We start from the raw sequence: 15,971 nt of genomic DNA, 5'->3' as shown, positions 1-15,971 counted from the left end.
TCGGGAATGATAACTGACAATAAAGTGTGAACTTTGCCAGAATAAGTTCGTCAATAATTTTTGTTAGTAAAGAAAGCAAATTTCAAGGAGTCGGATTCTGAAAGGCTTTGAATTCAAAGGTGTTGAAAAACTTATTGGGCCAATAGCCGCGCTTCTCGGCTTTGTGTATTTGTTGCAATGGTATATTGAAGACTTGCGATCGCCTTCTGATCCCATCTTTGCAGTTCAACAGCCGCCTCTGGTCATGAAACAGGGCGACCCCTATATCCGCGCTTTAATGCGAACCATCTCGGCGAGTGAGGCCAGTGGTAATCGTCCCTATTCGCTGTTGTATGGTGGGCAGCAAGTCAACGACCTTAGCCGACATCCTGAGATATGCGTCACAATTGTCACAGGCCCCAACACAGGTAATTGTTCCACTGCTGCTGGCAGATATCAAATTATTAACATTACTTGGTATCGTTTAGCTCCTCGTTATCACCCAAATCCAATGCAGATGATGTTTTGGACTGCTTATAGTTTTGAAGCAGAATATCAAGATGTAGTAGTTTATCGTTGGTTAAATGATTCTAAAGTTTGGGGAACTGATATTTCTCAACTGTTGCGTCAGGGAAAGTTAAATGATGTTTTGCGGCGGCTTTCTCCCACCTGGACAAGTCTAGGATATGGTATAGAAACTAATTCTGTTAGTAGCTCTTTACCTAAAGTTTATCAGAAAATGTTGCAAGAGGAATTAACCGCAGCTAAACAACCAACAGCCTCGAATTTGACATCATCGCCAACTCCTTCTAGCAAGGCAGTGAATAAGTTACCGAGGAAGCAGTGAGTTTACGCTAATTTTGAACTTGCTGCATAGAAAAAATCTTTGATATTTTCCACAAATGCCAAGGTATTTTCAAAGTGAATATTATGTCCAGCATTACTAATTATTTTTAGTTGGGCAAATTCACATAGTTGAGACATTTCTGTATTAATAGATATAAATTTTTTATCATATTCACCCACTAATAATAGCAGAGGAATTTTATTCTCTTGTAGCTTTTTCCACAAAGGAGGTTGGCATCCAGTTCCCATGAAGCGCAATGATTTATCTAATTCATGTGGATTATTCTGTAACCTACTTTCTATCATGCGATCGTATTCTGGATGATTTTTTATATAACCAAAAATTGGTTGATTGTACCAACTTGAAATAAAAGCAGCAAAATCAGTTTGAATAATACTTCTGCTTAATTTTCTAGCTATTTGAGCATCACGTCTAACTCGTTCTAATCGTTCTGCTTCTGTTGCTAAACCTGGAGAAGCTGATTCTAATGCAACTTTAATAAAACGTTCTGGAAAATATAGAGTTAGATATAAAGCTAATCTTCCGCCCATTGAATAACCAATTAAGTAGCATTTGTCTATTTTTAATTCATCTAATAAATTGATTATTGTTTGAGCAGTGGGTTGGATTTTATAGTATTCATCACTTCCTAAAACTTGGGTTTTACCATGTCCGGGTAAATCAAGGGTGAGATAAGAAAAATCTTCAACTAGTACTTTTATAGCTTCATCAAATTCATTAATGTTTCCCATGAAGCCGTGTAAAAAAAGAATTAGAGGTTTGTTTATATTGAAACTTAAATAATAGTTAAACTTATATTTTAAAGCCATTTTTAAAGGAGATATCTAAAGTCTCAGTTGATATATATGATTTTTCATTACCAATAGAGCAATTGCCTTTTTGATCCTTGGCAAGATAGGTAATGCCAAAACGTCCCGTTTCTAATACACGTAAAACACCTGTGTTTATTTTGGCATAAATAACCCTTTGCCTGAGTCAATACACCAAATCTCGCATCTCTACAAAATGCCTTGTCGTGCTAGTTAATTTTTTATTTTTCTAATTCTTAAGGTAAAAATCGATCTAAAGCAGCTTTTAACTGTTTAATTTCAACGTCAATATTACCCTCTTGTGCAGCTCTAGCAATACACTCAGTTAAATGTTCATCCAGAACAATTCGCGCTACTTTATCTAATGCGCCTCGCACTGCGGCAATTTGCAGTAGAACATCAGGACAAGGGCTATTTTGCTGCACCATTGTTTTAATACCACGAACATGTCCTTCTATCCGCGATAATCGATTGGCAATTCGCCGTAATGACTCTTCGCTATGGACGTGAGGATGAGCCGGCTCTCCAGTTCCATGAGTATAATCTGTATGCTCGTGGTCTGTATCGTGATGGAGGGAATGTTCTGCTTGTTGGGATATTGGCAAGGATTCCTTACCTAATCGATTTGATCCATTCATGGGTTATCAGAAGACTTGTAGTACTAAGATCCTAGCCTAGTGCGTTGCAGGGAGTGGGGAGTGGGGAATGGGGAATGGGGCATTGAGCATGGGTAAGAGGACTTGGGGACAAGTCCTTCCCCTTGTCCCCAATTCTCACTCAAGTCACCTTGTCCCCAAGTCCCCCCTACTCCCCCTACTCCCTACTCCCCACTCCCCTAACTCTACTGCTGACGATTGGCTCTTTCTTGGGGAATGATTTCTGTTACTACCCTACCGCTAGAAGTGCCGCCTTTGACAACAATATTTTCTGTTTGTAGATTACCAACGGCTGTTTCACCTGTAAAATTTAACTGTGGGTCAACTTGTCGATAAACTATATTTCCCTGAGCTTCAACTAACTTATTATCTAAATACCAAGTTAATGTATTAGATCTCAAAGACTGGCGACGCTGACCAATGGCGTTGACGTTACCTGTTAAATAAACCGTTTTTTGCGGTATTTTCATTTCAGCTTGATTAGCGGTGACGGTAAGGTTTTCGGCACGCTGGAACATCCGCACTGGGGAATTTGTAGTGACAGTTTCTGCGTTCATGTTCCAGGTCATAGAGTTACTAGTTATTTGTACTGGTGGATCTAGTAAATCTAATTGAGCATTTTGTTGAATAGTGGCAATTTTCGTTTTTAGGTTGACTTCGGCAGAATTTCCCTTGCCGCGATCGCTAATTTTATTATCTTTGTAACGGTCAATTTGTAAAGGGCGATCGCCAATCAGTTTTTCTTCTTTAATATTCCAAATTAAATGCTCGGTTCTTACTTGTAACTGGGGATCAATGGAATTTGCTATTACCCCTCCAGAAAATTCCATGCGCTGTTCGCGGGTTTTGACTCGCGCTTCCTGCGCCACAGCTTGTAGTTGTTTATGACTACCGTTAATCTGCTTGCGGACAATCAACAAATCTTCTTTCGGACGCCATTCTAATTCATTACCTTGCAATACAATTCCATTACTGGGATCTGTAGCAAATATCCTACCTTTCAGAAACAACTGTTTTCCATCTTGTTCAATATCTGCGATATCTGCCTTGATTTGGTAAACTACTTTGCCATCTTGATATAGTTCACCATAAGGGCTTTCAGCTTGACCAATTTGTTTTTCTTTGGTGTATTGTGCTTGTTTAGCCCTGACTTTCCAAATCGGTCGTCCTACCTCATCTGCTTGTTCTAAGGTGACATCAAAGAAAGTCAAATTGCTATCTTGCTTAGATGAATCCGCAGTATTTTGTTGAGAAGCTGTGGGAGATTTACCCCCACAGCTTACTAAACCAAATATCAAGAAAAAAATTAAAGGGAAAAGAAGGAAGGGAGGAGTGGGGGAGTAATTTTGAATTTTTTTCTCCCCCTGTCTCCCCCTTTGATGAAATTGATACGCCATTATTCTTGGATTTCTAGGTGTCCATCACTAGTTCTTGTATCTTCCAAAAAACCGATACCAGATAACGGCCGGTATGGATAGCTTTGGCGAGGGGTTTTTTGAATATCTTCTTTGATGGCTTCTAAATCAATGTAGCGATCGCTTACATTAATTAAACTGTCGCTGGTCATCGAACGCAAACTCACCACTTCTACCCGCACGCCGCGATAGCTGACTGAATTTACCGCATAAGCCAAATCTCCATCACCGCTAACTAAAACTGCGGTATCATAAGAATCAACTAGTGCCATCATATCGACTGCTATTTCTACATCCAGGTTAGCTTTTTTAGAGCCATCTGGTAGCTGGACTAGATCCTTAGCAATGACTCGATAGCCATTGCGACGCATCCACAGCAGAAACCCTTGTTGCTTCTCGTTTGTCCTGTCTACACCAGTGTAGAAAAAAGACCGTAGTAGTCTAGAACCTCCAGTTAATCGACATAACAGCTTCGTGTAATCGATTTCAATCCCTAGTTGCAGTGCAGCGTAAAATAGATTTGAGCCATCAATAAATATAGCGACCCGACCCCGATTCTCCAAAACTTGTTCTGGCGTAAATATTGAATCGGTTTCAAAATTATTCAACATCATTGTGATACCTCAATTATTATCCCTGTTATTTTTGATACAAATTACCAACTTTTAGATGCTAGTCACAGCGGCTTATGATAATGTTCCGGGACTAATTTAAGTTCAGCCCCGATAATTTTTTTGAGAAAATTAAGTGAGAAAATTAAGAAATTGAACAAAATCAGAGTTTGATAAGGATTAATCGTTTTTCGGGGGTTCTATTCGCTGAAAAATCGGTTGGTGTGTACCCAACTGTTGTTTACTAGATAGTATCCCCCATGTTGCATGGGTGGCAAAAGGAGCGGTAATTGAACTTTGTATTTGATCGTTAAAGTTTATTCCAAAGCCCAGCTGCTGATAAATATCGCTACTGATGTTCGGAATAATTGGGGATAGCAGATAAGCTGCTAGTCTAACCGATTCTAGAACTGCGTACAGAACTTCTTCCACCGACTCTTGCTGTCCCTGTTTATATAATGACCAAGGAGCTTGTTCATCAATAAACTTATTACTGGCTTGCACCAGTGAAAGGATGGCTTCGCAGGTTTCACTGAAAGCTAGCTCTTGATATGCTTGTTTTACCTGTTCCCCTAGACGCAAACCAATTGTTTTCAAAGGATTTTCGTCAGAAATTCCTTCATTGCCGATTGATGGGACATTATTATCAGCACAGTATTTCTTCACCATGCTCAAGGTGCGATTAAGCAAATTACCTAAATCATTTGCCAAATCTGCATTCAGAACATTAATGAACCTTACTTCATTAAAATCTCCATCTTTGCCAAATTCGATTTCCTTAAGGAAGTAATAACGAACGGCATCACTACCATAGCGCTGAACTAACGCCACAGGATCAAGGGTGTTACCCAGACTTTTGCCCATCTTTTGACCATCTTTGGTCAAAAAACCATGCCCAAATACTTGATCTGGCAAGGGTAAGCCAGCCGACAACAGCATTGCTGGCCAGTAAACTGCATGGAAGCGCAGAATATCTTTACCAATTAGGTGCAAGTTAATCGGCCACCATGTTTCTAAGGCATTTGCTAAAGTCGGTTCTGCATCTGGTTCTAGTAATGCTGTGACATAACCTAACAGCGCGTCAAACCAGACATAAAGGGTGTGCTTGGGATCAACTGGTACAGGAAAGCCCCAATCTAGATTTACCCGTGAAATGGAAAAGTCTTGCAGCCCTTGATTGACAAAGCTGAGGACTTCGTTGCGCCGACTTTCTGGTTGAATAAAATCCGGTCTAGATTGATAAAATTCTGTCAGCTTAGTTTGATATTTGGATAAGCGGAAAAAATAGTTTTGCTCGTCTCGCCACTCCACTTCTTTGTTAATATGAATCGGGCAACGGTGTCCTTCTAGAAGATCCCGTTCTTCTTTGAATTCTTCGCAGGATACGCAGTACCAGCCTTGTTGTTGTCCCTGGTAGATATCCTCAGATTTCCAGACTCGTTCAAAGAATTCTTTGACGATCGCTTCATGACGAGGTGCAGTAGTCCGACTAAAGCGATCGTATTGAATGTCCAGCAATTGCCACAAATTAACGAAACTAGGGACAATTTCATCGCAAAACTCTTGTGGTGCTTTGCCTAAACTTTCTGCCGATCGCTGAATTTTTTGCCCGTGTTCATCAGTACCTGTAATTAGTAATACCTGATGCCCCAAGAGCCTGTGAAATCGCGCCACTACATCTGCTGCGATCGTCGTATAAGCACTGCCTATATGGGGCACATCGTTTACATAATATAGCGGTGTTGTTAGTGCAAATGTCAATTCTTTTTTTTTCACTAGATTCATGCAAAATAAAAATTAAATTATAAAACGTTTTACTTTTATCGGAAAAACCAAGCAATTATACAATATTATTTCTATTTTTTCCAATAATACCTTAATAGTAGCAAACTTTTCAGATCAAAAATTGTTTTGTAATATGCATCAATTCAACTCATTTTTGCCTACAAGAGCGAATCATTCTCATAATTTTTTTGAATACTTTATATTAGAAATTATTGTGATCAAAAATACATAATCCAGAATCCAGAAAATCTATCTGGTTTTGTGGATTAGATATTTCTATCTTAAGACGGTCATGGCAATAGTAAAGAAATGTAAAAATTAAATTAAGATAAACTGCCATATTTACTGGAAAAATATATTGATTAGGTATGAGTCGAAATAGCCCCTTAGAGATTTCACGCGCTTTGGTGGCGGCACTCTCAACGCAAATGTTTCGTTATTACGAGGATCGCATTCCCCAGGATGCCAGCGTTTTGGTAGTCAGCAATCACCGCAGCTTTATGGATGCACTAATTTTAATGGCGGCGTTATCGAGTCCGATTCGCTTTGCTTGCCATCACTACATGGGACAAGTGCCAATAATGCGGGAGATTGTCACCGGACAATTGGGGTGTTTTCCTTTGGAAGAAACTCAAAACCGTCAGCAAAGCTTTTTTTCGCAGTCGCAGGTGCTATTGCAGTCTAGGCAGATGGTGGGAGTATTTCCAGAAGGAACTGAACCAATGGTGAAATTTACTGTCCCAAACATGGTAGGTGAGTTTCAACGGGGATTTGCCCATTTAGCATTACGGGCTGATGTGCAGGATTTAGCAATTTTACCGATCGCGATCGCCTCCTTAGAAGAGGTAAATACTTCTGGCTTCCCCTTAAGGCTTTTGAGTCTATTTGACCCTTCAGAACCTTTATTTAATCAAGCTGGTTGGCATCCTCTGGTATTTTATCGTCGGGTTGCGGTGTTAATCGGTCGCCCTTATTGGATTACGCCCCAACATCAAAAAAAATATCACGGCAAGCAAGCCAGAACTGTTGTGGCTGAACTGACAGAACACTGTCATGGTGAAATTAGCACCTTACTGCGTCAAGGTTGCTATTGAGGCATTCGATTTTGAATTTTGGATTGTCTCCACGACTAACAGTTAGCTTGTTCCGAAACCTTTTTTGTTTTTGCTCAAAACTACCGAACCTCGTAAAAGCAACAATCAGCAGTCCAAAAGTTTTATACCATTGACTAATGACCAATGACCAATGACCAATGACCAATACTTCTCTAACGAGAGGCTACGCCAACGACTACGCTCAGTACAAGTGACCAATGACTATAAGAGAAGTTGAGCTAAATCCTTGTTTCCTAACTCCTAAACGAGTAAAGCCAGAGTATCCCCTGTTGGTATATTTGCCAGGAATGGATGGAACTGGTCAACTATTGCGATCGCAAACGGCTGGATTAGAAACTGGCTTTGATGTCCGTTGTTTAGCGATCCCACGCAAAGACCTTAACACTTGGGATGTGCTAGCGAAAAGTGTATTGGACTTAATCTACGCCGAATTAGAAAAAAGCCCTCACAGACCAGTTTACCTGTGTGGTGAGTCCTTTGGTGGTTGCTTGGCAATGAAAGTAGCAATCCAAACGCCGGATTTATTTAAGCGAATTATCTTAATTAACCCAGCTTCCTCCTTTCGTCTTCGCCCTTGGTTGAATTGGGCATCTCAACTTACTTACTTAGTGCCATCAGAGTTATATGATGTTGGCGCACTGGGATTGTTGCCGTTTCTAGCATCTTTGCCCCGCATTTCTCAAAGCGATCGCCATGAACTGCTAAAAACTATGCGTTCTGTGCCGTCAGAAACCGTTCATTGGCGGTTGTCTTTACTGCGAGAATTTGAAGTTGATAACAAGCAGTTAGGTCGCTTAACTCAACCAGTTTTGCTGATTGCTGGTGGTAGCGATCGCCTTTTACCTTCTGTAACTGAAGTAAAGCGGATAGGGAATATCTTACCAAATACCAAAATTGTGGTATTGCCCAATTGCGGACATGCTTGCTTGCTAGAGAAAGATATTAATCTCTATGAAATTCTTAAGGATAATGACTTTTTAGAAAGTAATGCTGATATAAGTACGGGGCTAGAGGTGACAGGATAGGGTGAGGCGCGATGCCTACGGCGGGCTGCGCCTACACATCAAATACAAATTAATTAAACAAACTCAAAACCCACTATGACCACAACAACTGTCAAACTGCAAATTCCTTTTAAATCACTTCTAGATGCCATTGCCAACCTTCCTTTAGAAGAAAAACATCAACTGTGGCAATTATTAAATGACGAAATTAATCAAAGCGAAGGAAATTTACTTCCAGAAGACTCTTATGATTGGGGTTCCCAAGAGCAGCCAAAAGGCAAGCCAGTAGAATATATCCCTGGAGTTGGGATAAAAGTTCTTGGTGGCAAGAATGCTCCAACCTGATTTGCTTGAATGTGGCGACGTAGTTATAGTAACTTTGCCTACTAGTACTCCTAGAGGACGTGAACAGCAAGGAACTCGACCTGCTGTAGTGGTCGGTATACCTTGGGGAGAAGTCCGCTATCCAATGCTAATGATTGCACCTTTAACTACCCAGAGTGGTTCTTGGGTGTTCAATAATCCCAGCTTATATCCGCATTTGTCAGATGGTGCTGGTGGTTTGCCTCTGTCTTCCATTGTCTTACTAGATCAAACGCGGGGATTAGATATAAATCGAGTTTTGGCGTATTTGGGAACACTCACCCCTGAACAATATGTTCCTATTGTTGATGGATTAAGACAGTTGTTTAGACAAGGAAATAGTTAATCTGAAACTGATATTTACGTTTATAGAGGGATGTAGAGCCACTTATATTTCGCTAAAAATTAAAGAAAGAGGCTTTACAAGATGGTGTCAAGCAATGACAGACAAACCCCAAGAGATACAGGTGAATAAATCAGTTAATTCACCCAAAGAAACTTCAAAAGTAAAAATTCAGGCTCAATCATCAGTAGAAAATCAACCGTCTATAGTAGAGTCTTTTATTAAAACTGTTGCTGAGACTGGCAAAGCAGTTTTAGACACAGCAGTAGGGGTGGGAGAAGCAACAGCGAAAGAAACACACAAGTTTATTGAGCAAACAACTCAAAGTAGCGGTCAGGTTGTGAATAGCCTGAACGAAAATTGGCTGATTAGAAAACTATCTGGAGTATTAAATCTAAATTGGCTAATTGGTACTACTGACGCTGTTGATTTGGAAAAAGCAGAAGTTGCAGTAAACAAGCTCAAGCAACAGTATCCAAATGAATCAGCTAGCCAGATTGCTCACCGAATCATGGTCGAAAAAGCAACTCAAGCAGGCACAGTTGGACTAGCAACAAGTGTTTTACCAGGAATAGCAGTTGCATTGTTGGCAATTGATTTAACAGCCACAACCAAAATACAGTCAGAAATGCTTTATCAGATTGCATCTGTCTACGGGCTAGATTTAAAAGATCCTGCCCGTAAAGGTGAAGTTTTGGCAATTTTTGGTCTGGCCTTGGGTGGAAGCCGTCTGTTGAAAGCTGCGGGATTAGGCTTGCTGCGAAATATACCCTTGGCGGGTGCGTTAATTGGAGCTAGTTCAAATGCGACGATGATTTATTCATTAGGGTATGCTGCTTGTCGATTTTACGAAGCCAAGCTAGATGAATCAACTTCGCTCTCATCGCCACAGACACTAGCAACATTAAAAGCAGAAAGTGAAAAGTATCTAGAAACTGCGATCGCTCAAGAAGCCGTCATGGATCAAATTTTAGTTCACATGATCCTGGCTAGTCATCCAGAGAAGACTTGGGAAGAAATTTTGCCAGAATTACAAACTCTAAACCTCAGCCCTAACTCCTTGGATGCCATTGCGCGAAATATCAAATCGCCCAAGTCTTTAGATATACTGCTCAATCAGCTAAATCGTGATTTTGCTATACCCTTGCTGGCTCAGTGTTACAAAATTGCCCAGCTTGACAATAAGACTACACCAGTTGAGCAAGAAATAATAGAAGTGATCGCCAGCAAATTTGATATTGATACAAATGAAATTGGGGCATAGGGCTTTGGGCAGGAGGTAAAACAGTGAAGTGCATAGCTTTATTAACGAGTATCAAAGACTCGTTAACGGAGTTCTGAGGTGGATTAACGAGGATCAAAGACTCGTTAACGGAGTTCTGAGGTGGATTAACGAGGATCAAAGACTCGTTAACGGAGTTCTGAGATGGATCAATGAGTATCAAAGACTCGTTAACGGAGTTCTGAGGTGGATTAACGAGTATCAAAGACTCGTTAACGGAGTTCTGAGGTGGATTAACGAGTATCAAAGACTCGTTAACGGAGTTCTGAGGTGGATTAATGAGTATCAAAGACTCATTAACTAGTGCTATTTATACCAATTAGCTAAATTATAGGTAATAACCCCTATTCCACCAATCCCAATGCCCAATACTTCTCTACGAGAGGCTGCGCCAACGACTTCGCTCAGTACAAGTGCCTAATGCCGAATCCCCACTCCCCTCACCATTAAACAAGAATTTTGAGCAATACTGGTACAAGAAGGAATATTTACACAAAATCCCAACATGACAATTCAACCTAGTGATAAGCCTTTGCTAGAATGGGCAGGCGATAGTTTGGCAATTGGATTATTTGAAGATGCAGTAGAGTTAACTGGAGAATTGGCAACTTTAGATGAAAAGTTTTCCGGGGTCTTAAAAGAACTAATTGCTGAAGAAGAATTTAAAGGTAAAGCCAACAGTACCATCTTCACTCGTGTGAATCCTGGTAGCCCAGTGCGGAAATTGATTCTGGTAGGCTTAGGTAAACCAGATGAACTAAAACTCGACACTTTGCGACGCGCTGCTGCTGCTGTAGCCAGAGTGGCAAAAAAGCAAAAAAGTAAAATTTTGGGATTTAGTTTGCCATTGTGGAATAACGATCCAGCCGCAAGCGCCCAAGCGATCGCAGAAGGTGTAGAATTGGCGCTTTACCAAGATATTCGCTTTAAATCAGAACCAGAAGATAAAGGTTCACAAATAGAAACCGTAGATTTACTAGGATTCGGTGGACAAGAAGCAGCCATCACCCGCGCCAATCAAATTGTGTCAGGGGTAAACTTGGCACGGGAGTTAGTAGCAGCACCAGCTAATGCAGTAACACCAATTACTTTGGCAGAAACTGCTCAAGCGATCGCAAGCGAGTACGGTTTACAAGTAGAAATTCTAGAAAGAGAAGACTGTGAAAAGTTGGGTATGGGTGCATTTTTGGGAGTAGCGCAAGCTTCCGAGTTGCCACCTAAATTCATTCACCTGACTTACAAGCCAGAAGGTACACCCAAAAAGAAACTAGCAATTATTGGCAAAGGTGTAACCTTTGATTCTGGTGGACTCAATATTAAAGGTGCAGGTAGCGGCATCGAAACCATGAAAATCGATATGGGCGGTGCAGCTGCTACCTTGGGCGCGGCAAAAGCAATTGCTCAAATTAAGCCAGATGTTGAGGTTCACTTCATCTCGGCGGTGGCTGAAAACATGATTAGCGGTCGCGCCATGCACCCTGGAGACATTCTTACAGCATCAAACGGCAAAACAATCGAAGTTAACAACACCGACGCTGAAGGACGTTTGACCCTAGCAGATGCCTTGGTGTTTGCCGACAAATTGGGATTAGATGCGATCGTGGATTTAGCCACCCTGACCGGTGCTAACGTCATTGCCTTGGGTGAAGATATTGCTGGTTTATACACCCCCGATGATGCTGTCGCTTCCCAGCTAGAGAAAGCTGCCCAAACTTCAGGAGAAAAGATTTGGCGGATGCCAATGGAAGAAAAATATTTTGAAGGGCTAAAGTCTGGCATTGCGGACATGAAAAATACTGGCCCGCGTCCAGGTGGTTCCATTACCGCCGCCCTTTTCCTTAAGCAATTCGTCAAAGACACACCTTGGGCGCACTTAGATATTGCTGGCCCAGTGTGGACAGATAAAGAAAATGGCTACAACAGTTCGGGGGCAACCGGCTACGGCGTTCGGACGCTAGTTAACTGGGTAGAAGGGAGTGGGGAGTAGGGAGTAGGGAGTAGGGGGAGAAGGAGAGGCAGGGGAGCAGGGGGCAGGGGGCAGGGGGCAAGACGGAGAATAAAAAATAAAATTACCTCTTTCTCTCTGCTCCCTGCTCCCTGCCCCTCTGCCTCTTTCCAATACCCACTCCCCACTCCCCACTCCCTACTCCCAAACAATTCGTGCTATCTTGAGCTTGCCAGCAAAAATTGTTGCAATAGTAACAGAAATAATTTGGCAGTCAGAAAGTTAAGCTTTTTCGGCAAAGCCATCTGGTAAAATTTGTAAGGTTTCTAAAAGCTCTGAGCAATGGGATCGACTCGCGTACGGATCGCAATTGACGCAATGGGAGGGGATCACGCACCCGGTGAAATCGTTGCTGGCGCATTGCGAGCAAGGGAAGAATTGGGTGTAGATGTATTACTGGTTGGTGATCCTCAACAAATAGAAGCTGCCTTGCCACCAAAAACTAATTTAGGGCAGGTGGAGATCGTGACTGCACAGGAAGCGATCGCTATGGATGAGGAGCCTTTAAATGCAGTTAGACGCAAACGCAAGGCTTCTATCAATGTGGCGATGGATTTAGTCAAGCAGCAAAAAGCAGATGCCGTATTTTCTGCCGGCCACTCTGGGGCAGCGATGGCATCAGCTTTGCTCCGCTTAGGACGATTGCCAGGAATTGACCGCCCAGCCATAGGGACTGTTTTTCCGACAATTGTTGCTGGTAAGCCAGTGTTGGTACTTGATGTCGGCGCGAATGTAGATTGCCGTCCGAAATTTTTAGAGCAGTTTGCCGTCATGGGATCGGCTTACAGTCAATATGTTTTAGGTACAACCGAACCTAAAGTAGGTTTGCTGAATATCGGTGAAGAAGACTCTAAAGGCAATGATGCAGCCGTCCGTGCCCACCAACTACTCCGCGAAAATTCCCAAATTAATTTTATTGGCAATGCCGAAGGGCGTGATGTGCTTTCTGGTCGCTTTGATGTGATTGTCTGTGACGGCTTTGTAGGCAATGTATTATTAAAATTTGCCGAAGCCGTCGGAGAAGTGATTCTGCAAATTCTGCGGGAAGAATTACCCCAAGGATTACACGGCCAAATCGGTTCAGCACTCTTAAAACCAAACCTGAAGCGGATTAAGCAGCGCATGGATCACGCAGAACATGGCGGCGCTTTGCTACTAGGCGTGGCGGGAGTCTGTTTTATCGGTCACGGTAGCTCACAAGCTCCTTCAATTTTTAATGCAATTCGCATGGCAAAAGAAGCTGTTGACAACCAGGTGCTACAACGAATTCAGTCCCAATATATCCTAGAGCGCGAGAGCGGTTAGTCATTAGTCATTGGTCATTAGTCATTAGTCATTAGTCATTTGTAAAGGACAAAGGACAACTGGTACAGGACAAATGACAAAGGACAAATGACAAAGGACAAAAGACAAAAGACAAAAAGCTGATAGCTTGGGAGATTAGGAGTGCAAAACTTAGGCGTAGCAATTACCGGAAGTGGCTCGGCAGTACCAGCAACTTCCCTACACAACCAGACATTGAGTGAAGTAGTTGAAACATCAGATGAGTGGATTGCTACAAGAACTGGAATTCGTCAACGGCGATTAGCGCTGCCATCTGAGTCCTTGAGTGTACTTGCTACTGCCGCCAGCAGTCAGGCGATCGCAGCTTCGGGAATTAAACCAGAAGACCTAGACCTGATTCTGCTAGCGACTTCCACCCCTGATGATTTGTTTGGTAGTGCTTGTCAAGTACAGGCTCAATTGGGAGCCACCAACGCAGTAGCTTTTGACTTGACAGCAGCCTGCTCTGGCTTTGTGTTTGGTCTAGTTACAGCAGCCCAATACATTAGAACAGGTGTCTATAAAAATGTGCTGTTGATAGGTGCAGATATCCTCTCTCGCTGGGTAGATTGGGAAGATCGCCGCACTTGTGTATTGTTTGGTGATGGTGCAGGGGCTGTAGTATTGCAAGCTGACAAAAGCGATCGCTTATTAGGATTTGCCCTTAAAAGTGATGGCACTCAAAACCATCACCTCAACCTTGCATATACAGGCACTTCCCAAGAGCTGCTCACTGGTGTCAATGTCACCAAAGGCACTTACCAACCGATTACTATGAACGGCAAAGAAGTCTACCGCTTTGCTGTGCAAAAAGTGCCCGAAATCATTGATAAAGCTTTATTTCAAGCCAACCTCAGTGTTGACCAAATAGATTGGCTGCTGTTGCATCAAGCTAATCAGAGGATTATCGATGCTGTTGCCCAACGCCTGAATGTCCCAGAACATAAAGTTATAAGTAATCTCGCCCAGTACGGCAATACCTCCGCTGCTTCCATTCCCTTAGCTTTAGATGAAGCAGTGCGGGAAGGTAAAATTAAACCCAATGACATCGTTGCTACATCCGGCTTTGGTGCCGGTCTTACCTGGGGTGCAGCAATTTTCCAATGGGGAAGGTGAATATTTTGTCCTTAGTCATTTGTCCTTTGTTAATGACTAATGACTAATGACCACTGACTAATGACCAATGACTAATGACTAATGACCAATGACTAAAACTGCATGGGTGTTTCCCGGCCAAGGTTCCCAAGCGCTGGGAATGGGAATAGATTTATTAGATATACCCTCCGCTAAAAACAGATTTGCCCAAGCCGAGGAAATTTTGGGCTGGTCTCTAATAAATATCTGTAAAAACGAAGAAGAAAAGTTATCACAGACGCTATACACTCAGCCAAGTCTTTATGTGGTTGAAAGCATTCTTGCTGACCTGCTTCGGGAAGGAGGACACAAGCCAGATTTAGTTGCTGGTCACAGTTTGGGAGAATATACTGCCCTTTATATAGCGGGTGTCTTTGAGTGGTGGGTTGGTTTATATCTAGTAAAGCGCCGTGCAGAACTCATGGATAGTGCCGTCGGTGGGATGATGGCGGCTTTGATGAACTTTGACCGCGAAAAGTTGGAAAAAGTCATTGCCCAAACGCCTGATGTGGTAATAGCAAATGATAATAGTTCGGCTCAGGTGGTAATTTCAGGTACGACTGAGGCTGTACAAGCAGTGATGGGTCAAGTTAAAGCAAAGCGTGCTATTCCCCTAAAAGTTTCTGGAGCATTTCACTCACATTTAATAGCACCAGCAGCTGCCCAATTCCAAGACATTCTAGAATCTGTAGAATTTCAGCCAGCTACTGTGCCAGTGTTGTCTAACGTAGAACCAATTGCGTCTATTGATGCCGCGATTTTAAAGCAGCGCCTGAATAAACAAATGACTGGTTCTGTAAGATGGCGAGAAATTTCTCTGCAATTACCAGCCAACGGCATTCAGCAAGTAATAGAAATTGGCCCTGGTAAAGTGCTAACTGGTTTAATTAAACGTAGTAGCCCTGACTTAATATTAAAAAATATCCAAAGTGCTGCTGATTTGCCTGATTAATTCTTTATTTATGAAAAATTTCAGTAGTATTGTAGTAGCGTGTCAAAGCTAAATTTGTGCAATAAATTTTGTAGGTTGGGTCGTTCGCGTCAGCGTCGCGCAGCGAAGAATGATACCCAACACCTCGATGAATGTTGGGTTTCGCGTTGCTCAACCCAACCTACGTTTAATGCATCATTTTAGGCTTGACACCCTAGTAGTAGCGTGTCAAGGCTAAAGTTGTGCATTATAAAATGGGCTTTGAACTTTTAAATTCAATGTTTTTAGCGCTAATTTATTGCAACATTTTAGCCTTGACACGCTACTACTAGCGTGTCAAGGCTAAAA

General features: G+C 42.1%; 16 protein-coding genes. 11 read left to right on the top strand and 5 right to left on the bottom strand.

Features of this window, described 5'->3' with window-relative positions; all coding sequences use genetic code 11:
* The first annotated feature begins 163 nt into the window (after positions 1–163).
* Entirely contained in the window at positions 164–826 is a 663-nt protein-coding gene (locus tag LC653_RS35145; protein ID WP_229499529.1) for a glycoside hydrolase family 24 protein, read from the top strand.
* Positions 827–828: 2 nt separating this feature from the next.
* On the opposite strand, the gene menH is transcribed toward LC653_RS35145, so the two are convergent.
* The 5 genes from menH to metG all read right to left on the bottom strand — a co-directional run bounded on the left by menH (position 829) and on the right by metG (position 6,123).
* Complete coding sequence (gene menH / locus LC653_RS35140; protein WP_229499527.1) at positions 829–1,656, bottom strand: 2-succinyl-6-hydroxy-2,4-cyclohexadiene-1-carboxylate synthase; 828 nt, start codon at positions 1,654–1,656, stop codon at positions 829–831.
* A 236-nt stretch (positions 1,657–1,892) separates the two neighbouring features.
* Entirely contained in the window at positions 1,893–2,294 is a 402-nt protein-coding gene (locus tag LC653_RS35135) for a metal-sensing transcriptional repressor (RefSeq protein ID WP_229499525.1), read from the bottom strand.
* 203 nt (positions 2,295–2,497) lie between these two features.
* Entirely contained in the window at positions 2,498–3,709 is a 1,212-nt protein-coding gene (gene lptC / locus LC653_RS35130; protein ID WP_229499523.1) for an LPS export ABC transporter periplasmic protein LptC, read from the bottom strand.
* On the bottom strand, positions 3,709–4,338 hold the full coding sequence (locus tag LC653_RS35125; protein WP_100900104.1) for a LabA-like NYN domain-containing protein: 630 nt from the start codon (positions 4,336–4,338) through the stop codon (positions 3,709–3,711). The genes lptC and LC653_RS35125 overlap by 1 nt, the downstream gene beginning before the upstream one ends.
* A gap of 180 nt (positions 4,339–4,518) precedes the next feature.
* A complete protein-coding gene (gene metG, locus LC653_RS35120; protein WP_229499521.1) occupies positions 4,519–6,123 on the bottom strand; it encodes a methionine--tRNA ligase in 1,605 nt (534 codons plus the stop codon).
* 368 nt (positions 6,124–6,491) lie between these two features.
* On the opposite strand from metG, the gene LC653_RS35115 reads away from it, so the two are divergent.
* From LC653_RS35115 to fabD, 10 genes are all read left to right on the top strand, one after another.
* Positions 6,492–7,217: a lysophospholipid acyltransferase family protein gene (locus LC653_RS35115; protein WP_229499519.1), complete on the top strand. Its 726-nt coding sequence runs from the start codon at positions 6,492–6,494 to the stop codon at positions 7,215–7,217.
* Between the two features lie 218 nt (positions 7,218–7,435).
* Positions 7,436–8,263, top strand: coding sequence for an alpha/beta fold hydrolase (locus LC653_RS35110; protein ID WP_229499517.1), 828 nt, complete (start codon positions 7,436–7,438; stop codon positions 8,261–8,263).
* A gap of 75 nt (positions 8,264–8,338) precedes the next feature.
* Positions 8,339–8,587: a hypothetical protein gene (locus LC653_RS35105; protein WP_229499515.1), complete on the top strand. Its 249-nt coding sequence runs from the start codon at positions 8,339–8,341 to the stop codon at positions 8,585–8,587.
* Positions 8,574–8,951, top strand: coding sequence for a type II toxin-antitoxin system PemK/MazF family toxin (locus LC653_RS35100; RefSeq protein WP_229499514.1), 378 nt, complete (start codon positions 8,574–8,576; stop codon positions 8,949–8,951). Before LC653_RS35105 ends, LC653_RS35100 begins: the two co-directional genes overlap by 14 nt.
* A 94-nt stretch (positions 8,952–9,045) precedes the next feature.
* Complete coding sequence (locus LC653_RS35095) at positions 9,046–10,212, top strand: YcjF family protein (protein ID WP_229499513.1); 1,167 nt, start codon at positions 9,046–9,048, stop codon at positions 10,210–10,212.
* 28 nt (positions 10,213–10,240) lie between these two features.
* Positions 10,241–10,534 carry a hypothetical protein gene (locus LC653_RS35090; RefSeq protein WP_229499511.1) on the top strand — a complete coding sequence of 98 codons (294 nt, stop codon included), beginning with the start codon at positions 10,241–10,243 and terminating at the stop codon, positions 10,532–10,534.
* 201 nt (positions 10,535–10,735) lie between these two features.
* Positions 10,736–12,217 carry a leucyl aminopeptidase gene (locus tag LC653_RS35085; RefSeq protein WP_229499509.1) on the top strand — a complete coding sequence of 494 codons (1,482 nt, stop codon included), beginning with the start codon at positions 10,736–10,738 and terminating at the stop codon, positions 12,215–12,217.
* A gap of 300 nt (positions 12,218–12,517) precedes the next feature.
* Positions 12,518–13,540, top strand: a complete 1,023-nt coding sequence (plsX, locus tag LC653_RS35080; protein WP_229499507.1) for a phosphate acyltransferase PlsX — start codon at positions 12,518–12,520, stop codon at positions 13,538–13,540.
* A 141-nt stretch (positions 13,541–13,681) separates the two neighbouring features.
* Positions 13,682–14,674: a beta-ketoacyl-ACP synthase 3 gene (locus LC653_RS35075; protein ID WP_229499505.1), complete on the top strand. Its 993-nt coding sequence runs from the start codon at positions 13,682–13,684 to the stop codon at positions 14,672–14,674.
* A gap of 88 nt (positions 14,675–14,762) precedes the next feature.
* On the top strand, positions 14,763–15,644 hold the full coding sequence (fabD, locus tag LC653_RS35070; RefSeq protein WP_229499503.1) for an ACP S-malonyltransferase: 882 nt from the start codon (positions 14,763–14,765) through the stop codon (positions 15,642–15,644).
* Positions 15,645–15,971: the final 327 nt, after the last annotated feature.

Origin of the sequence: Nostoc mirabile CHAB5784 (assembly GCF_020829645.1) — a bacterium.
GTDB classification, from domain to species: Bacteria; Cyanobacteriota; Cyanobacteriia; order Cyanobacteriales; family Nostocaceae; genus Nostoc; species Nostoc mirabile.
This window is presented reverse-complemented; position numbering and strand designations above follow the sequence as displayed.

Excerpts from the sequence above, each read along its gene's own strand:
- menH (WP_229499527.1), bottom strand. The coding sequence starts at position 1,656 with ATGGCTTTAAAATATAAGTTTAACTATTATTTAAGTTTCAATATAAAC.
- LC653_RS35135 (WP_229499525.1), bottom strand. The coding sequence starts at position 2,294 with ATGAATGGATCAAATCGATTAGGTAAGGAATCCTTGCCAATATCCCAA.
- lptC (WP_229499523.1), bottom strand. The coding sequence starts at position 3,709 with ATGGCGTATCAATTTCATCAAAGGGGGAGACAGGGGGAGAAAAAAATT.
- LC653_RS35125 (WP_100900104.1), bottom strand. The coding sequence starts at position 4,338 with ATGTTGAATAATTTTGAAACCGATTCAATATTTACGCCAGAACAAGTT.
- metG (WP_229499521.1), bottom strand. The coding sequence starts at position 6,123 with ATGAATCTAGTGAAAAAAAAAGAATTGACATTTGCACTAACAACACCG.
- LC653_RS35115 (WP_229499519.1), top strand. The coding sequence starts at position 6,492 with ATGAGTCGAAATAGCCCCTTAGAGATTTCACGCGCTTTGGTGGCGGCA.
- LC653_RS35110 (WP_229499517.1), top strand. The coding sequence starts at position 7,436 with ATGACTATAAGAGAAGTTGAGCTAAATCCTTGTTTCCTAACTCCTAAA.
- LC653_RS35105 (WP_229499515.1), top strand. The coding sequence starts at position 8,339 with ATGACCACAACAACTGTCAAACTGCAAATTCCTTTTAAATCACTTCTA.
- LC653_RS35100 (WP_229499514.1), top strand. The coding sequence starts at position 8,574 with ATGCTCCAACCTGATTTGCTTGAATGTGGCGACGTAGTTATAGTAACT.
- LC653_RS35095 (WP_229499513.1), top strand. The coding sequence starts at position 9,046 with ATGACAGACAAACCCCAAGAGATACAGGTGAATAAATCAGTTAATTCA.
- LC653_RS35085 (WP_229499509.1), top strand. The coding sequence starts at position 10,736 with ATGACAATTCAACCTAGTGATAAGCCTTTGCTAGAATGGGCAGGCGAT.
- plsX (WP_229499507.1), top strand. The coding sequence starts at position 12,518 with ATGGGATCGACTCGCGTACGGATCGCAATTGACGCAATGGGAGGGGAT.
- fabD (WP_229499503.1), top strand. The coding sequence starts at position 14,763 with ATGACTAAAACTGCATGGGTGTTTCCCGGCCAAGGTTCCCAAGCGCTG.